The sequence below is a fragment of the Pseudomonas sp. D4-21 genome (assembly GCF_051132125.1).
Taxonomy (GTDB): domain Bacteria; phylum Pseudomonadota; class Gammaproteobacteria; order Pseudomonadales; family Pseudomonadaceae; genus Aquipseudomonas.
In genome coordinates, this window is sequence record NZ_CP071664.1 from 3,869,301 (window position 1) to 3,887,071 (window position 17,771).

Annotated in this window: 18 protein-coding genes; all 18 read right to left on the reverse strand. The window is 45.9% G+C overall.

Features of this window, described 5'->3' with window-relative positions; translation table 11 throughout:
- Positions 1-13: 13 nt before the first annotated feature.
- Positions 14-1,030, reverse strand: a complete 1,017-nt coding sequence (locus tag J3Q04_RS17215; protein ID WP_434610377.1) for an MraY family glycosyltransferase — start codon at positions 1,028-1,030, stop codon at positions 14-16.
- A gap of 19 nt (positions 1,031-1,049) precedes the next feature.
- The gene (locus J3Q04_RS17220) at positions 1,050-2,015 is read right to left on the reverse strand and encodes an NAD-dependent epimerase/dehydratase family protein (protein WP_434610375.1); all 966 of its coding nucleotides are present in this window, start codon (positions 2,013-2,015) and stop codon (positions 1,050-1,052) included.
- Positions 2,012-3,148, reverse strand: a complete 1,137-nt coding sequence (locus tag J3Q04_RS17225) for a glycosyltransferase family 4 protein (RefSeq protein WP_434610373.1) — start codon at positions 3,146-3,148, stop codon at positions 2,012-2,014. The genes J3Q04_RS17220 and J3Q04_RS17225 overlap by 4 nt, the downstream gene beginning before the upstream one ends.
- 26 nt (positions 3,149-3,174) lie before the next feature.
- Positions 3,175-4,254 carry a glycosyltransferase family 4 protein gene (locus J3Q04_RS17230; protein ID WP_434610371.1) on the reverse strand — a complete coding sequence of 360 codons (1,080 nt, stop codon included), beginning with the start codon at positions 4,252-4,254 and terminating at the stop codon, positions 3,175-3,177.
- 7 nt (positions 4,255-4,261) lie between these two features.
- The gene (locus tag J3Q04_RS17235) at positions 4,262-5,389 is read right to left on the reverse strand and encodes an oligosaccharide repeat unit polymerase (RefSeq protein WP_434610369.1); all 1,128 of its coding nucleotides are present in this window, start codon (positions 5,387-5,389) and stop codon (positions 4,262-4,264) included.
- A 35-nt stretch (positions 5,390-5,424) separates the two neighbouring features.
- Positions 5,425-6,333 carry a glycosyltransferase family 2 protein gene (locus tag J3Q04_RS17240; RefSeq protein WP_434610367.1) on the reverse strand — a complete coding sequence of 303 codons (909 nt, stop codon included), beginning with the start codon at positions 6,331-6,333 and terminating at the stop codon, positions 5,425-5,427.
- Positions 6,334-7,605, reverse strand: coding sequence for an O-antigen translocase (locus J3Q04_RS17245; protein ID WP_434610364.1), 1,272 nt, complete (start codon positions 7,603-7,605; stop codon positions 6,334-6,336).
- Positions 7,605-8,732 (reverse strand): DegT/DnrJ/EryC1/StrS family aminotransferase, encoded by a 1,128-nt coding sequence (locus J3Q04_RS17250; protein ID WP_434610362.1) that lies wholly within the window; start codon positions 8,730-8,732, stop codon positions 7,605-7,607. The genes J3Q04_RS17245 and J3Q04_RS17250 overlap by 1 nt, the downstream gene beginning before the upstream one ends.
- Positions 8,729-9,193, reverse strand: a complete 465-nt coding sequence (locus J3Q04_RS17255; protein WP_434610360.1) for an acyltransferase — start codon at positions 9,191-9,193, stop codon at positions 8,729-8,731. Before J3Q04_RS17255 ends, J3Q04_RS17250 begins: the two co-directional genes overlap by 4 nt.
- Positions 9,186-9,590, reverse strand: coding sequence for a sugar 3,4-ketoisomerase (locus J3Q04_RS17260; RefSeq protein WP_434610358.1), 405 nt, complete (start codon positions 9,588-9,590; stop codon positions 9,186-9,188). Before J3Q04_RS17260 ends, J3Q04_RS17255 begins: the two co-directional genes overlap by 8 nt.
- Positions 9,591-9,653: 63 nt before the next feature.
- A complete protein-coding gene (locus tag J3Q04_RS17265; protein ID WP_434610355.1) occupies positions 9,654-10,679 on the reverse strand; it encodes an NAD-dependent epimerase/dehydratase family protein in 1,026 nt (341 codons plus the stop codon).
- 51 nt (positions 10,680-10,730) lie between these two features.
- Positions 10,731-12,008, reverse strand: coding sequence for a Vi polysaccharide biosynthesis UDP-N-acetylglucosamine C-6 dehydrogenase TviB (gene tviB, locus J3Q04_RS17270; protein WP_434610353.1), 1,278 nt, complete (start codon positions 12,006-12,008; stop codon positions 10,731-10,733).
- Positions 12,009-12,044: 36 nt separating this feature from the next.
- The gene (rfbA, locus tag J3Q04_RS17275) at positions 12,045-12,938 is read right to left on the reverse strand and encodes a glucose-1-phosphate thymidylyltransferase RfbA (protein ID WP_434610351.1); all 894 of its coding nucleotides are present in this window, start codon (positions 12,936-12,938) and stop codon (positions 12,045-12,047) included.
- A gap of 674 nt (positions 12,939-13,612) precedes the next feature.
- Positions 13,613-14,671, reverse strand: a complete 1,059-nt coding sequence (locus J3Q04_RS17280; RefSeq protein ID WP_434610349.1) for an LPS O-antigen chain length determinant protein WzzB — start codon at positions 14,669-14,671, stop codon at positions 13,613-13,615.
- 187 nt (positions 14,672-14,858) lie between these two features.
- Positions 14,859-15,083, reverse strand: coding sequence for a LapA family protein (locus J3Q04_RS17285; protein ID WP_434610347.1), 225 nt, complete (start codon positions 15,081-15,083; stop codon positions 14,859-14,861).
- Positions 15,084-15,109: 26 nt separating this feature from the next.
- A complete protein-coding gene (gene ihfB, locus J3Q04_RS17290) occupies positions 15,110-15,406 on the reverse strand; it encodes an integration host factor subunit beta (RefSeq protein WP_420767791.1) in 297 nt (98 codons plus the stop codon).
- 145 nt (positions 15,407-15,551) lie between these two features.
- Positions 15,552-15,830: a hypothetical protein gene (locus J3Q04_RS17295; RefSeq protein ID WP_420767790.1), complete on the reverse strand. Its 279-nt coding sequence runs from the start codon at positions 15,828-15,830 to the stop codon at positions 15,552-15,554.
- Positions 15,831-16,031: 201 nt separating this feature from the next.
- On the reverse strand, positions 16,032-17,723 hold the full coding sequence (gene rpsA / locus J3Q04_RS17300) for a 30S ribosomal protein S1 (protein WP_030141013.1): 1,692 nt from the start codon (positions 17,721-17,723) through the stop codon (positions 16,032-16,034).
- Positions 17,724-17,771: the final 48 nt, after the last annotated feature.

Below are 17,771 nucleotides of genomic sequence, written 5' to 3' on the forward strand. Positions count from 1 at the left end.
CTTTACGCCGAAATCATATCTTTTCAAGCTCACCAGCATGAAAGCGAACAGCTAGTAGCACTAATGGTACGTAAGCCACCGTCAGCGCCAACGCACCGTCTACGTTCAAAAGTACGACCGCCGCAGCTAGGGGCAACAACCAAAACATGTTGATCAGCGCCACCGCCAATGTTACTGGCAGATGTCGGCCATAATGACGCGAAGCGAACTGATACGCATGACTCCGATGAGCTTCGTACACCTTATCACCGCGTACCATGCGTCGTGCTAAAGTGACAGTTGCATCAACAATGAACACACCTAGCAAGATCAACCACACCCAAAACAAATTAGGTGACACCCAAGCTGCATCTAGCGCCAACAATCCTAAGATTATCCCTAGGAACCCGCTCCCCGCATCGCCCATAAAAATGCGCGCCGGAGGGAAATTCCAGCACAGAAAACCTGCCGTCGCCGTTGCGAGCGTCAATGGAGTCATGGCCAAGAACTCAAAGCCACCTAACCAATAGATCAAGCTGGCCCCGAGGCAAGCGCAAATTGCCTCAACGCTAGCGATACCATCGATTCCGTCCATAAAGTTGTAGAGGTTAAGCATCCAAACGAGATATAGGACGGCAAAAGCATTACCTAGCCATGCCCATCCAATATTCATTCCAAACAAAATGATATCCGGCATCCCGCCTAGCCAAAATATCGAAAAAAGAGCAGCAGTAAAGTGACCTAATAAACGCCAACGGGCCGCTATATGCCCATGATCGTCAAGGAAGCCAAGAACAGCTATGCCCGCTCCTGCGCCGACAAAACACCAAACTGATGTCCAATTTAAAAAGCCCATAGCTGCAAGTATAGGTAACGCCAATAAAAAAATTACTACAATCGCAGCCCCTCCCCCTCGCGGCGTTGGAACGGAGTGGGAGCTGCGCGCATTGGGTATATCGATGATACTTCGAGAAACAGCATAACGCCGTAGCATCCAAGTAAGGAGAACTGCCAGGACAAAAACCGAGAAAAGAAAAGTCAAATTAGTCATTCAATAGAATCCAACGTAGTCAGTGTCGTTTACCTGCGATGTAACTACTCCCTGCTTGACGCAGCGCCTCAATAGTTGAAACGGGAGGAATCCATCCAAGCAAATTTTGCGCCTTTCGAGAATCAATAACCAGGGAGCCACAAAGTTGGTAGTAGACGGCCCGCCTCCCAAATAATGAAGCCAGGGTACTAAGCACTATATCTGGAACCGGATATAAATATGTTCTGCGCCCCATACCTTCCGCTATAGAATTTATTATCTCTTTAGTCGACAGCGAATGCGTATCGGCAACCAAAAATAGTTCATTAGCAGCTAAAGGATGCTCCAAACATAGAAAGATAAAATCGACAAGATTTTCCAGCGAAATCATAGTTCGGCAATTTTTTGAAGCAGCAAATGGCAACGGTAAACGTGACGACACCAACTTTAACAATTTACGAAAATTACCAGGGGCGTGTCCCGCATAAACCAAAGGTGGTCGTATGATTACCAATTCCATTTCGGTCCCCGCTACTAAATCCCGCAACGCCTGCTCTGCTTCCATTTTTGAAATTGCATAATCTGCAGCAGGACGGGGTGGTGAAAGTTCATTAAAAGGCTCAGACCCCGTTATCGCGCCGTTAACGCCTATAGAGCTAACAAAGATAAACCTCTTAACTCCCGCTAAAATGCACTGCTCAGCGAAATTAACTGTCGCACCAACATTGACTTTTCGAAACTCTAGAAGTGGTTCTAAAGAAGCATCGTTTAGAACATGCGCCCGACCGGCCAAATGTATTGCAACCTTAGTTCCCTCTAGCGGTAATGGATGCGCAAAAGCCCCGTACTCCGGTACTACTATCTGAGTTATACCGGAACTGGAAGCAGTGTGACGCCGAACCAATAGCGTCAAATCGTATTTACAGCTTGCATATAGCCGCTCTACTAATGCGCGTCCAACGAAGCCAGTTGATCCAGTAATGACAAGCTTGTCTTTCACGCTCATGACTCACTTTGCGAAACTATTTTTTTGTAAATATCCATATGCATACCGACAACTTTTTCAATAGCAAATTCACATTCAGCAAGTCGCCGCCCCGTTCTTCCCATACTCAGCCTGAGCTCTTCATCTAAAACAAGCTTTTCAATGGCACTTGCCAATGCGTACGAATTTTTCACCGGTACAAGTAGCCCCGTCTGCCCAGATATAATGGCGTCTCTACATCCGGGCACGTCCGTAGTGATGACCGCTCTCGCGCATGCAGCAGCTTCGATAAGCACCTTAGGCAGGCCCTCACGATATGACGGCAAAACTATGATATGGGAGAGCGAGAATATATCTGCCATATCGGAGCGGTATCCTAAAACTCGCACACTACCTTCGTCGCTTATCTCACTCACCTCAGCTCTAGTGAGGCTCGATGGATTCCCCTCATCTATATCACCTACTAATTGAAAAATAACATCAGGTAGTTTTATTTTCAGAAATCGTGCAGCCTCCACAAACTCATAAATCCCTTTATCTTTTATAAATCTGCCAGCAAATGTTACCGTCACCTTCCCAGGGGGCTCAGCTGTGATCGGATAAGACTCGAGCAGTACACCAGACCCATTTATCAAAACTGTCGCCTGAGGGCTTATGCCAGTGGCTTTAATAATCAGCTCTCGATCACATGAATTCTGGAAAATAACATGTGTATTCTTAGTTTTCAGCGCAAAACGATACATCGCGCTGATGAGGAAGGTGAGGAGTTTCGAACGGGCGTCACTCCCGATATAGATCGATCCCAATCCGGCAATAGCAGAGACCACCCCTCCTACGGGCGAAAACCTGGCAGCAATACCACCGTATATGATTGGTTTAGCAGTGACCAAATGTAGAACGCTGGGCCGAAGCCTCCACAACAAGATTGTCAATCCCACTAGCGCATAGAACTCCCGGAGGGGGTTTACACTGCCTCGAGTCAAAAAAAGATGGTGATAGCCAAAGCCGAGTTCTATGATCCGCTTTGAAAGTGGACTTTTGATACTCGCAATATGAACGTCATAGCCAGCCTCTTTTGCAGCCTTTGCGATAGGTAATCGATGCGACAAAAAATATTTCGGATCGTTGACAACCATCAGCAACACTCGTCTCATCGTGCCCATCCTGCTTAAAAAATTTCTTATAGATCAGCGTTTTTTTTGTCCACCGCAGATCTCAATATATTTAATAAAATCGGAGCCTGCGCTTGCAAAGAATAGTTATCAAGCACGGCTTTTCTGCCGGCTGCACCTAGGCTAGCCCGCAACTCTGAATCCGTTAGAAGCGTTTCCAATAACTGGCTCCACTCCGGTATATCCCGCGCCAAATACCCCCCCCCGCTTGCCTCAACTATTTCAACATTTGCGCCGACAGCGGAAGCTATTACAGGTACACCACAAGCCATATATTGGATTAATTTATAGCCACATTTGCCTTTTTCCCAAGGCCCATCTTTCAGAGGCATGATACCCACAGACATTCTGCATATCAGCTCCGCTTCAGTTTCTTCACTCCAAGGCAACACAGCAACATCCACACCTGGCAGTTGAGCAGCAATATCACTACTAGCTCCCACCAACACAACCTGAGCATTTAATATACGGCAGGCATGAGCCAATGCCTCGCAAATATCTATTATGTATTTTTGTGTTGATGGAGAACCTATCCAACCGATAACTAACCGCCTATCGCTAATACTTGCCGCTGGATAACGCTCACTATCGACCACCGTCGGAATTATAACAACTTTAGAAGCACCAGCCACTCCGGCACGTGCTCCCAGATATCTGTTACCGACAACTACACAATTCGCACCTCGCATTACAGCGTCTATTTTTTTACTCAATAGCAAACGCACCCAGAAAAAACGCGACCTGTCATAATTATGAAAAACCGCATCGTCATAATCCACCACATATGGAACACTTAAAAAAAACTTTTCGATAAACATCGGAATATAGGGAAATAACTCTTTTTCTATCCAAACAAGATCATAATCTTTTCGTCGAAAAATATTGGCCGCTCGCCTAAAATAGCACTTAGTTAACGCCCAAACCGAGCGATTACCAGTACCATATAGCAACTCGAGATAAGCATCATCGAAAAGGCTTTCAACCGAGACCTTTACTCCTTCACTTTCCAAACCCGGGACATATTGCAGAGTTCGGAGCCTGCTGCTGGCGCCTGATCGACTGTATTTAGGAAGCAGAAGAATTTTCATAGACCAGTTACGCCCTTACAATGTTCGTTCGATATGTTATATTTCCGCCAGATAAGAATCGGCCAGCAAACACAGGAAAAAGCGCCACAACCAAATATAGATATGTAGTTAATGAAAATTGCCAAGCGTAGAACATCATTACTAACGCGTACATATAGCAGCTTAGCAAAGCTAAAAAGTATCCGGGGCTACGTGTTGCTAGTACTCGAAGCACCGCAAATACTAGCCCGCACCCGGTCATACTCAACACAACCGCTATAAGCCCACCATAGAGATACGGAGCCGACGCATAAGTTAACACATTAAAATCCGATTCACCGAAACCTAAATCTATGTCAACACAAGAATAGAGTCCCAAACTAAAAACTGTTATTAATTTACCGTACACGAGAGATGCACATCCTGAGAGCTCGCGCCCCTCAATCCATTGTGACAGTGCGGTAACCGCATAGCCAAAATATGAAAAAATAAAATCATATGGGTTCTCACCGCCCGTTTTACCGGTGCCTACAGCAACTGCGATTAGTAAGAAAATTAAAATCGCCAGAAAAACTAGAAGCCCCTTAAGCTTAACCCAACCTATATCAACCGCCATATAAGAGACAGCCACAAATAAAAATAAAATGGTTGTTCTCTCTGCCATACTTAAGGCAGAGATAAGATATATTATCGCCGCCAAAATACAGTATAGCGCCCTTCGCTGCTGCGTATAGTAAAGCGCAAGGCAAAGAGCAAAAAGTGAGAAATGCTGTGCACCATAGGATGGTTGCCCTTCCCAAGTGTTTGCGATTCGCAAATTTAATAGCACCTGGTCTTGTGCACCCAGAATACCGAATCTATAAATTTTATAAACGGAAAGTACCAAACCAATAATTGCAAGCCCCCAATACAACCGGACAACCAATGTGTAAGGTTTATTAACTTTCCCCCCTCGCTTCGACAGTCCTACCAAGGTAAACGACGCCAAGGTAACCGTATACGAAACAGAAAAACATAAAACCCCTAAGAGATATACATTATGCCCCCAACCCCAATTTTCGTCTAAAACAAATAAATTCACAGAAAACATCAGCATCGTTAAAAAAACGACAACGAACAGAGGCGATACGATAAGATATTTTAATGAGTACTTCATGACACCTCCTAGGTGTCTAAGCCAATATAGCCTAACTACAATAGCCGCCGATATATTTTACTGGCGATAATTTTTATTAAAAATGGAAGAACAAAAATTTTAGCACTTACCGATGACAATTTTAAAATTTCCTTTACTGTGTCATAGTTAGCTGCTCGCAGCGAACTCAGTAGATAACCCGCCAATGCTTTACCCTCAGCCTTTGCTTTTAATTTTGAGGGAGCGAGTGATACAATCACCTGCTTTACCATAACAAACTGGCGTGTTATGTTTTTAAAATTATTATGTCCGTGTTGACGATACCCAACAACGTGGAAGTCTGGCCTAAAAATAAAATCAATCCCATTTTTTGGATATCGCGTTAATAGCTTGATAAACATCGAATAATCATCCAGCATGATTTCAGGATCCCATCCTCCAACCTCTACTAAACTTTTTAGTCTAAAAATACAAGACTGGAGCAAAATCGGAGAGGGATAATCTAGAAACATAGCTTTCAGTCTGCGCGTCTCCTCCAACATCAGGAATTTCTCTTGACGCTCTCCATAGAGGCCTTTGCGCTCACTTCTATCTTCATAAAAAATCTCACCGCCCCCAATACAAAAAGCACAATCAGGATGCGATCTTAGCTCCTCTATACAGCTTTGAATGCCGGATGGTTTCGGAATATCATCAGAGGCCACCAAATAAAAATATTCAGTATTAGCCAGCCGTAGACCGAGATTTAACGACGATACTAGACCGCTGTTTGATTTCCGAATTAAAACTATATCAAGCCTCTTCGCATTACTTATAAAGTTCTCAACTAATCTGTCGGTTCCATCTGTGGAACCGTCATCAATAACAATAATTTTTCTTCCTGGAACATTTACTGCTAAAGCAGCTTGCACGCAATCGAGGATATAGTTTCTATGATTATAAGATGGAATTATTATAGTTAACATTTAATCGATAACCTCAGTGTGCCCAGCGTTTTTCAAGCGATGCGACATACAGCACCCCATGATTAGCCAATAAGCTGCATAGTTAGCTGCATGAGCAATAGCCACACCTTGTAACCCATACAGGTTCGTAAAATAAAATGTCAAAACTACAAAAGAAGCAGCGAAGAAAACTTCAGTTATGATGAAGGTCTTATACATCGCCTTTCCAAGCATCAAATACGCTAAAATCCAACTACCAATTTTTAACGTATCGCCAAACATTTGCCAGCCAAACAAATCGCGCATAGGATAAAACTGACTAGTAAACAACAGCTGAATTACCAAGTCCCGGAGTAAATAGATAGCTAGTCCACAGAAGGCCGCAATTGGCAAGATCACTTTATAGCCGCGACGAATTTCATAAATGATCGCGTCCGCCTCCTTAAGCTCGGAAAAGCGAGGCAAATAATAAACGCTCAGGGTGGTAGTAATGAACATTAGATAAGCGGCACTTAATCGCCAGACCGCCTCCCAATAACCCGCGGATTCCCAGCCGAGCGTATGTCCAAGATGGGCACGAATAAATATATGGCTCAGCGGAACACAAGCAGCAGAGGTTAGTGCCATTGCCGTAAACTTAAGAAGATTGACAGCTATTTTTTTATTGACACCACCAAAAATGTCCCCAACATGAAACCAGGGTGCCTTAAACACAATAATAAAGGTAACAATACAACTAAGTGATTGATATATGGCGAGCGCCACTAAAGCACCATATAACCCCAACCTCATCGCCATTATTGTCGTTATAACTAGCGCAAAAATGCTGCCACAAACGTTTGCAGTAACAAAGCGGAATATATCTTTTCGACCGTTTAATATAGCTAGCAACAATGCGTTAGTGACAAAAAAAATCAACGAAATGGAAAACCATATAAATACGCTACCATAGTCGCTGCGCTTCAAGAACCAGAGCGCCAATTCTTTGTTAAAAAGAGCAACTATCAATCCAACAGCCAACGCGCCGCAAATAGATATGGTGCCCGCCGTCCTCCAGACTGACCGCTGCAGCACTACGTCTTCGTGATATTCGGCAGTATATTTAGTTACTCCGGTATTAATTGCACCGCTAGCAAATGTTGTAATCATCTGGACCGCATTTTGAAACTGCCCTAATGAAGCATAGCCCGACGGCCCAACATATACCGCTAACACTTTATTTATGCATAAAAGTGTTAGCATTTTAACTGAGACTGCCAGCCCGTTCAGCAAGCCAGTTTTAAGAAAGGTCATTATTTACTTAAACCCATGAATTCATTGCAAGCTTTTATAACCAACTCTACTTCCGAGCTATTCATCGTTGGACTTATGGGTAGGCTGAGTACCTCATTGTGGATAGCCTCCGTTATTGGAAACTCTAAATGATTCCACTCGGCGTAGGCTTTCTGTTTATGGGGGGGGATGGGATAGTGGATTAATGTTTGCACTTGGCGGTCCAATAAATGCTGTTGAAGCGCAGCTCGGTTACTACTACGAACAACGAACAAATGCCACACATGGCTATTGCAGGATAATGCCGAACACTGCCCTATAAAAGGAAGCTCTATGGCATCATTCTTTATTTCGTTCATGTAACGCTCGGCAATTTCGCGACGAGCACCTATGTTAATTTCAAGATACCTTAACTTAACTCTTAGGATGGCGGCTTGCAACTCATCGAGTCGGCTATTTACACCTTTATAAGTGTGCTTATACTTAATTTTCGAGCCATAATTTCCGAGAGCTCGGACGACCTCAGCAAGTTCATTGTCATTAGTGGTAATCGCTCCGGCATCACCCATAGCCCCCAAATTTTTTCCAGGATAGAAGCTGAAAGCAGACGCATCTCCCCAGTTCCCTGCTTTGCGTTCTTTTTTTTGAGCTCCATGCGCCTGGGCAGAGTCCTCAAGCACCAAAAGTCCGTGCATTGCAGCAAACGCTGTAATGCAGTCAATATCACAGAGTTGACCATACAGATGGACGCCCAAAATTACACGCGTTCGTTTGGATAGATATTTTTCAAGATTCTGGGCGGATAGATTATATGTTCTTCTATCTGGCTCAACTAATATTGGCTTAAGATTATTCTCAGTTATCGCCAAAATGCTAGCAATATAGGTATTGGCAGGAACTATAACCTCATCGCCATCTTGAATTTTACCTAACGCCTTCCAAGCTCGCAGCGTGAGAATTAGCGCGTCCAAACCATTTGCTACGCCGATACAGTGCTCAGTTCCGCAGTAAGCCGAAAATTCGCTCTCAAACTTAGTAACTTCGACACCTGAAATATACCAGCCGGAATCAATAACTCGGGTACAGGCCTCAATCAACTCTTCTCGAAAAAGTTCGTTATTTTGTTTCAGATCAAGGAATTTAATCATTTATTCAAAAACCTAATTATTTTCGCTGGGTTGCCGACTACCACAGCGTACTCTGGTACATCTTCGGTCACCACGGCTCCAGCTCCGATCATTGAATAACTCCCAATGGTCAACCCCGGCAAGATAGTAGCATTAGCACCGATGCTTGCCCCCTTCTTTAGGGTCGTTGTGGCGAATTTCTCGGGGTACTGCTTTGACCGCGGGAACGCATCGTTTGTAAAGGTAGCATTCGGGCCTATGAATACGTCGTCCTCTACGCGCATTCCAGCCCATAAAAAAACACCGGACTTCAATGTCACCCTATTTCCCACCTCAACATCGCTTTCAATTAATGTATGCGCGCATATATTACAATCGTTTCCTATCTTAGCGCCCTCCATAATTACAGAATATTGCCAGACCCTTGTATTTTCTCCAACAAGGGACGACTTCACATCTGAGAGGGGGTGAATTTTAGCCATTATTCACTCGTTCCAAAAAATACGTGTAGTCGCGAATATAATCGCTCTCATCATAAGGTTCGCTAGCCAATACTAAAAGAACGCATTGTTCACTAAAGTCATGCATTTCGCGCCATATGTTTCCTTCTATGAGGATTCCCTTGGTTGGACAATCCAACCAAACCTCTTCTCGACTGGCCCCATCATCGAGTATCATACGACAGCGACCAGCAATACATATGGCAACTTGCTGCAATTGCTTGTGAGCGTGGTAACCTCTACTTACGCCCTTAGCAGTATGGTAAATATAGTAGACTCGCTTAATGTCAAAAGGAACGAACTTCCCTTGTTCTATAGAAACTAGGCTTCCACGATCATCGCCTAAAATTTGAAAATCTATCCACTTGATCAGGCTCATTATTTTCTCCGCCTGTTTGGGTAGCTCATGACTTCGCCGCCCTCTTATATTATAAACGCCAAACTACTTTAGAAACTTTATATACCATGGCATGGCTTCAGCGATACCATCCCTCAAATTAAACGACGGTGAATAGCCCAGCAGAGTCTTAATTTTATCTATATTTGCTTGCGAATGAAGTACATCTCCAGCGCGAAACTCCCTATAAACCGGACTTTTATCATAAATAATATTATACTTACACAGCTCTTTTTTTATTATAGAAAAAAGAGAGTTTAAATCTGTGCGCGCACTCATCGCTACATTGTATACTTCATTAATCGCTTCTTTACTTGTAGCCGAAGCCGCCAGCAGATTAGCTTGAACCGTATTATCAATAAAGCAAAAATCCCGACTTGTTGTGCCGTCGCCGTTAATAAAAATATCTTCATTCCTTATCATCGATGCAATCCACTTTGGGATTACCGCAGCATAGGCTCCTGAAGGATCTTGTCGCTTACCAAAAACATTGAAATAACGCAGACCAATAGAATTGAAGCTATAGTTTCTAGCAAATACATTAGCGTAGAGCTCATTGACGTATTTTGTTACGGCATAAGGGGAAAGGGGGTTACCAATTGTGTCTTCAATTTTTGGAAGCCCTGGGTGATCGCCATAAGTAGAACTACTAGCCGCGTACACAAAATTTTTGACCTCTGCCTCCTTGGCCGCGACTAACATGTTCAAAAAACCGTCAATGTTAGTTGCGTTAGTGGTGACAGGGTCATTGAGTGATCTAGGTACAGAACCTAGTGCCGCCTGATGCAAGACATAGTCGACCCCAATACAAGATTTTTGGCAGTCAGCCAAAACACGGATATCGCCCTCAATTAAATCGAAACGCTCCCACTGTTCTGTGCTTACGGAGGTCCGTACCTCATTCAAATTAGCCTGATGCCCCGTCGCAAAATTATCGAGCCCTACCACGCGTTGATTCAGCGTCAAAAGTTCCTGTAACAAATTGGAGCCAATGAATCCTGCGACCCCTGTTATGAGCCAGGCCCGTGGCCTCTGCATCAACTCTATACGAAGATTTTCGTAGCTTGTCATAAACGTGCAGTCCTAAAATATTCAGTGCCCAGTACCCAACCACCGAACCAGTCAAAGTCTTAGATCAGAATGCTCTTTGTCGAATAAATATTTTAAATCATACAATATGTGGTTAGGTTTGCCGTATTTACGAATGGCGGAGCTACCCATCGCTTTAAACTCATCATGTGCGACGGCGAGAATAATGCTGTCGTATTTATTAGCAACAAGCTCACGGACGGGTTCGAGGCCATACTCCGTTTTCGCCTCTTCTGGATTCACCCAAGGATCATATATATCAATTGCGATATTGTATTCGGCTAACTCTTTGACGATGTCGACCACTCGAGTATTTCTCAAATCAGGGCAATTTTCTTTAAATGTTAATCCCATTATGAGTATTCGAGCGCCATCAACTTGTATTCTTCGCCTTAGCATAGCCTTTACTAGTTGCGCAACGACATATGCTCCCATCCCGTCATTCAACCTCCGCCCAGCAAGTATAATTTCTGGATGATAACCTACGGCTTGAGCTTTATGGGTTAGATAATAGGGATCGACGCCAATACAATGCCCCCCTACCAACCCCGGTCGGAACGGAAGGAAATTCCACTTTGTTCCTGCTGCCAGTAATACTGCCTCCGTATCTATATTCATTTTATTAAATATAATCGCAAGCTCGTTAATTAATGCTATATTAAGATCCCGCTGGGTATTTTCGATAACTTTTGCTGCTTCGGCAACTTTTATACTGCTGGCCTTATGTGTTCCCGCAATAATTATTTCACGGTAAAGCGAATCGACCAGCTCGGCGACTTCTGGGGTAGAGCCTGACGTTACTTTTTTTATCGTGGTTACGCGATGAGTTTTGTCGCCGGGATTAATACGCTCAGGGCTGTATCCCGCAAAAAAATCCACATTGAATTTTAGGCCCGAAACACGTTCCAATACAGGAACGCAATCCTCTTCTGTGGCACCTGGATAAACAGTAGATTCATAAATCACCAGATCTCCTTTCTTCAGCGCTTTCCCAATAGTTTCGGAAGCTTTGATTAGAGGTGAAAGATCAGGCTGATTATGTTTATCTATTGGCGTGGGTACAGTTACTATATATGTGTTGCACAACTTAAGTGATTCATGATCGGCGCTATAACGACAGAATTTTGCATTCTGCAGCTCCTCACTACTAACTTCCATAGTAGCATCGTAGCCCGCGCACAAGGCATCTATACGGGGTTGATGTATATCAAACCCAACAACTGACCGATATTTTCCAAACTCCACGGCAAGAGGGAGCCCAACATAACCAAGTCCAACTATCGCGAGTTTAATATCTTCAAGTGTACGCATAAAAATGCCTTTTAAATTAAATAGGTCTCGGACGATTCATAGATGGCGTTTCTCTTCAAGAATTCGCTGGAGGTATTTTCCATACCCGGTTTTTTTAAACTTCTCGGCTTGCTCTGCCAGCCTATTATAAGAAATCCATCCATTGTTAAACGAAATCTCCTCAAGACAAGCAATTTTCAGACCTTGACGTTGTTCTAGTGTGTGAACAAAGTGACTGGCCTCAAGTAGGGACTCATGCGTACCCGTATCAAGCCAAGCAAAACCGCGGCCTAGAACCTCTACAGTGAGATGATTATCTTTCAGATAAGCGCGATTAACATCTGTTATTTCTAGCTCACCTCTTTCAGAGGGTTTAATACTTTTAGCAATATCTATAACACTATTATCATAAAAATATATCCCAGTAACCGCATAGTTAGATTTCGGCTTTAGAGGCTTTTCTTCTATATTCAAGGCTTTACCGGCTTTATCAAATTCCACTACACCGAAACGATGGGGATCGGAAACATGATAACCAAACACCGTAGCCCCTTCTTTTCTTTGCATCGCCGAATTAAGGTTATCTGAAAAATGTTGACCGTAAAAAATATTATCTCCAAGGATAAGGCAACACGGATCGCTACCAATAAAATCTTCTCCTATTAAAAAAGCTTGTGCGAGTCCATCTGGACTTGGCTGCTCGGCATAGTTAAGTTGGATTCCGTATTGACTCCCGTCGCCCAGCAGCTTCCGAAAACAAGGAAGATCGTCTGGAGTGGAGATAACCAGAATTTCACGCATTCCTGCTAGCATTAATACAGAGAGCGGATAATAGATCATCGGCTTGTCAAATATCGGAAGCATCTGTTTCGACACGCCTAAGGTTATGGGGTGCAGACGAGTCCCCGAGCCACCAGCCAGGACGATTCCTTTACGTGTACAAGCTCTCATTTCCTTTCCTTTCCTTTTTGCGGGCGACCTTAACAGCTAACACTTCATCTTAACTCTACGTCGCCACGCGGCTTTATGCTTTAATGACCTCTCCGTTTAGTTTCCAACTAAGCCCGAAGTCTTCCAGCACCACAAATATTATTTTTCCGCTATTATAACGAACCTCAGCTGGAAAAGTAATAAGCCAAGCAGCTGGCCGCACCGCGCAGCCGTAACGCCTGGATGGACTGATCTTATCACGCCTTCACCGCCGAGTTTATCGCTAGCGTCGGGTGCCCCTTGCAAGAGCCCAGGCTAGCATGTCAAGCAAACGCCCCTTTCGCGAATTACCCTTGGGAGACCACCCTCCACCTGATTCGCTCCCCGTGAACGGCTGAAAAAACCACAGCGCTTTGCCATCCTTCTTTTTGAGGATAGCGCAGCTGCGAATAGATAGTACCTTTATCGTGACTGATTTAATAATTTACGAAGAGAAGTATTATAGGAACGACTGAAGGTAGGGCAACCAACTTAGATTAGCCCGTACTATTTAAACCAATTTATATTCAAATGATCGAAGATCATCTATATCACAAGAACGAGCAAACATACGCTGTAAACTAAAAAAATTAGCAACAAGCATTATTGGTAATCTTTTTTTCAGTATGCGCAACACAAAAAAGGTAATAGTGCAATTAATCCTGGATGACAGGCTCGCTATTTTTTGTGCCAAGAGAGTATATAATTAGTGCTATCAGGCAGCCGAACACTAAACCAATAGTTATACCAAGCACCAGAATTAATATCTTATATGGCTTGATGGGGCTTTCGGGCACCTCAACACTACCATCCTGCCGATAAACCGAAATAAGCTCAGGATCAACATTCAACTTACGATAAAAGTTATACCGCATCTGCAACGTCCGCAGATCTTCTATAAACGCGTCATCTGAGGTTCTGGACTCCAACGTTTTGATCTCAGCAGCCAAAGCTTTGCTACCACGCTGATAATCCATCTTGCTACCGGTATCAACGGTAATATCCACCGCAGCAGAAGAGTTAACAGTCGGCGTAGTCAATCCAATCGCCTCGGCAATTTTCAACGCTTCCCGCAATTGCTGAATCCTGTCCTCACGTATCCGCTGAGCAGTCTCGCGCAAGCTGACAATACGCTGCTCCAGATTGCGCGCTCTCACCGAAGCTTCAGTCGTCACGTTCTTGACGAGCTCTGCCTCGGCAGCCTCACTGGCGTGGGCTACGTAAGCCTTGGCCCACTCGGTAGCCTTCACCGGGTCGCCGATTTGCACAGTGACGGAGAAACGATCTGGCGTATCCTTCCCAGGCCCTTTGACGACCAGCTGTCGAGAGAACCGCTCGTACAAACGATCAAGAGCTCCCTCTCGCTGCGACTCATCAAGCGAAGGAAGATAAACCTCATTAAAAAAAGTCTGACGAAGCGACTCACCCTGCAAGTTACGAGCAAATACATCGTAAACATGCTTGATGGTATAAGTTTCCAGCTCCGTACTTTTCCCACGCCCATAGTTCAGCTCAGCGATCTCATTCTGAGTCGGCGGCATGATAAAAAGCTTTGCTTCATAGACAGGTTTGCTGAGGAACGCGTAAGCAGCAGCGCCAGCAGTGACCAGAAGAGTAATGGCGAGGATCAGCCATTTTTGAGCCCAAAGCCCGCGAGCGAGGGCGATCAGGTCGATTTCATCGTCGTCGCGCGTTGCAATACGATTATCTTGCATGGATAGCCTCGCTCCCTTTTTTTAGCTTTGCGCTTGCAGACACACGGGTCGCATTAAAAGGTAAGGCGGGCAAGTCCCCGACGGACACAGCGGTCTTTTTATTAAACTTAAACAAATGCAACATACCCAAAGTCAGAAATTTGCGGCAGTGATCCTTACTACGAGACTACTGGGCTCACACATCCATTTATTTCAGCCGCCGACCTCTCCCGGCGATCCACGCCAATAGGGGGCCAATCATCATTCCAGAGAGGAACGCGAGCAACACAAAAACCGAAACAGGAAGTTGCGGTGCCGACCATCCCAGGAACAACAGCGCGACAGGCTGATTGTTTTCAAGCACGAACAGTACGATAGCCGAAGCCACGAGCACCGCAAGTACGACAAGCGCAAGGCGCTTAAAGTTCCGCATGGAGACCTCTTTTTTTTGGGGTCGATTCAGACCTCGTCACCCTCTTCCTCGTTCACCCGGTCTCGGAGCTCCTTGCCCGGCTTGAAATGAGGTACGAATTTTCCATCGAGGCTGACAGATTGACCTGTTTTTGGGTTGCGACCCACACGAGGGGCGCGGTAGTGCAGGGAGAAACTGCCGAACCCGCGGATTTCGATACGATCTCCGGTCGCCAGGCATTGGGACATTTGTTCAAGCATGGTCTTGATGGCCAGCTCTACATCCTTGGATGAGAGCAGCCCTTGATGGGTGACAATTCGTTCGATCAACTCCGACTTCGTCATGTTTTTCCCTTCTTTTTCAAGCAGCTAGGAAAATCGCTTCAAAGGTTTTAGCATGCCCGGAGGAATTTGAACAGCCCAACTCTTGACATATCTTCAGAGCCCCCTGATCGCCCCTTTTTGGCGCAGACTGAAAACAATTTGCAGGTTAGCGGCACATGACCAGCATGGTGCGAGTCAGGTAACCCGCCGGATTGAAGCCAAAGGGGTATTGATCCTGGTCTTTTGCATCATCGGATCGAGTGATCACCTTGTAGCCTGCCCCCTTGCACTCCTTGGCTGCGCGCTTATGGCACTTCTCCCAGCCGGAGCCCAGCCCTGAGCAATCGATCTCGATACCGCTGACACCTCGCACGGCGTGGGTCTTGGCGCTCGTGGCGCAGCCTGCCAGCAGCAGAACAACCAACATCAGAAAGAGCTTATTCATTCAGATCCTTCGTTAGAGGGACGCATCCCTGTCCCGAATTGTTCCAGCTGTGTCATAGAAGAGACACCCATGCTGGCCGTTTGGTTTCGCAACGCTTCGAGAGGAACGCCTGGGACAACCCTACAATGCCTTGGCAAACCAGAAATCGCAGGCACAAAAAAGGGCGACCGAAGTCGCCCTTTTTTTATGGTCTGACAGAACTCAGTTCTGTTTTTCCATCTGTGCACGCAGCAGGTCGCCCAGAGTGGTAGGACCAGCAGCAATGTCAGTAGCTGGCTTGTCGCGCAGGCTCTGGATTGCTTCTTTCTCTTCAGCGTCGTCTTTCGACTTGATGGAGAGCTGGATTACGCGGCTCTTGCGGTCAACGCTGATGATCTTGGCTTCTACTTCTTCGCCTTCCTTCAGGACGTTGCGCGCGTCTTCAACGCGGTCACGGCTGATTTCGGAGGCTTTCAGAGTCGCTTCGATATCGTCGGCCAGGGTGATGATAGCGCCTTTGGCGTCAACTTCTTTCACGATGCCCTTAACGATTGCGCCTTTGTCGTTCTCTTGAACGTACTCGGAGAACGGATCGCTTTCCAGTTGCTTGATACCCAGGGAGATGCGCTCGCGCTCTGGGTCAACCGACAGGATAACGGTGTCCAGCTCGTCGCCCTTCTTGAAACGGCGTACGGCTTCTTCGCCCACTTCGTTCCAGGAGATGTCGGACAGGTGAACCAGGCCGTCGATGCCGCCGTCCAGACCAATGAAGATACCGAAATCGGTGATCGACTTGATGGTGCCGGAGATTTTATCGCCCTTGTTGAACTGGCCAGAGAAGTCTTCCCATGGGTTGGACTTGCACTGCTTGATGCCGAGGGAGATACGACGACGCTCTTCGTCGATGTCCAGAACCATGACTTCCACTTCGTCGCCGACTTGTACGACTTTCGAAGGGTGGATGTTCTTGTTGGTCCAGTCCATTTCGGAAACGTGTACCAGGCCTTCAACGCCTTCTTCCAGCTCAGCGAAGCAGCCGTAGTCGGTGAGGTTGGTAACACGGGCGGTGACGCGGGTGCCTTCTGGGTAACGGGCTTTGATAGCGACCCATGGATCTTCACCCAATTGCTTGAGGCCCAGGGAAACACGATTGCGCTCGCGATCGTACTTCAGAACCTTGACATCGATCTCGTCGCCAACGTTGACGATTTCCGAAGGATGCTTGATACGCTTCCAGGCCATGTCGGTGATGTGCAGCAGGCCATCGACGCCACCCAGATCGACGAATGCGCCGTAATCGGTGAGGTTTTTGACGATACCCTTGACCTGCTGGCCTTCCTGCAGCGATTCCAGCAGAGCTTCACGCTCGGCGGAGTTCTCGGCTTCCAGGACACTGCGACGGGAAACGACAACGTTGTTGCGCTTCTGGTCCAGCTTGATGACCTTGAATTCCAGCTCTTTGCCTTCCAGGTGCGTGGTGTCGCGCACTGGACGAACGTCAACCAGGGAACCTGGCAGGAACGCACGGATGCCGTTAACGTCGACAGTGAAGCCGCCTTTAACCTTACCGTTGATAACGCCCTTGACCACTTCCTCAGCTGCGAAGGCCGCTTCCAGAACGATCCAGCATTCAGCACGCTTGGCTTTTTCACGGGACAGCTTGGTTTCACCGAAGCCATCTTCAACCGAATCCAACGCCACGTGAACTTCGTCACCAACGTTGATATTCAGTTCGCCAGCGTCGTTGTAGAACTGCTCAAGCGGGATCAGCGCTTCAGACTTCAGACCAGCGTGAACGGTTACCCAGCGAGCCTGGTAATCGATATCAACGATAACGCCGGTGATGATGGAGCCTGCCTGAAGGTTCAGGGTTTTCAAGCTTTCTTCAAAGAGTTCCGCAAAGCTTTCGCTCATTTTAATTCCTGTTGATTAGGGCGAAGTAAACGCCCATCTCCACACCCC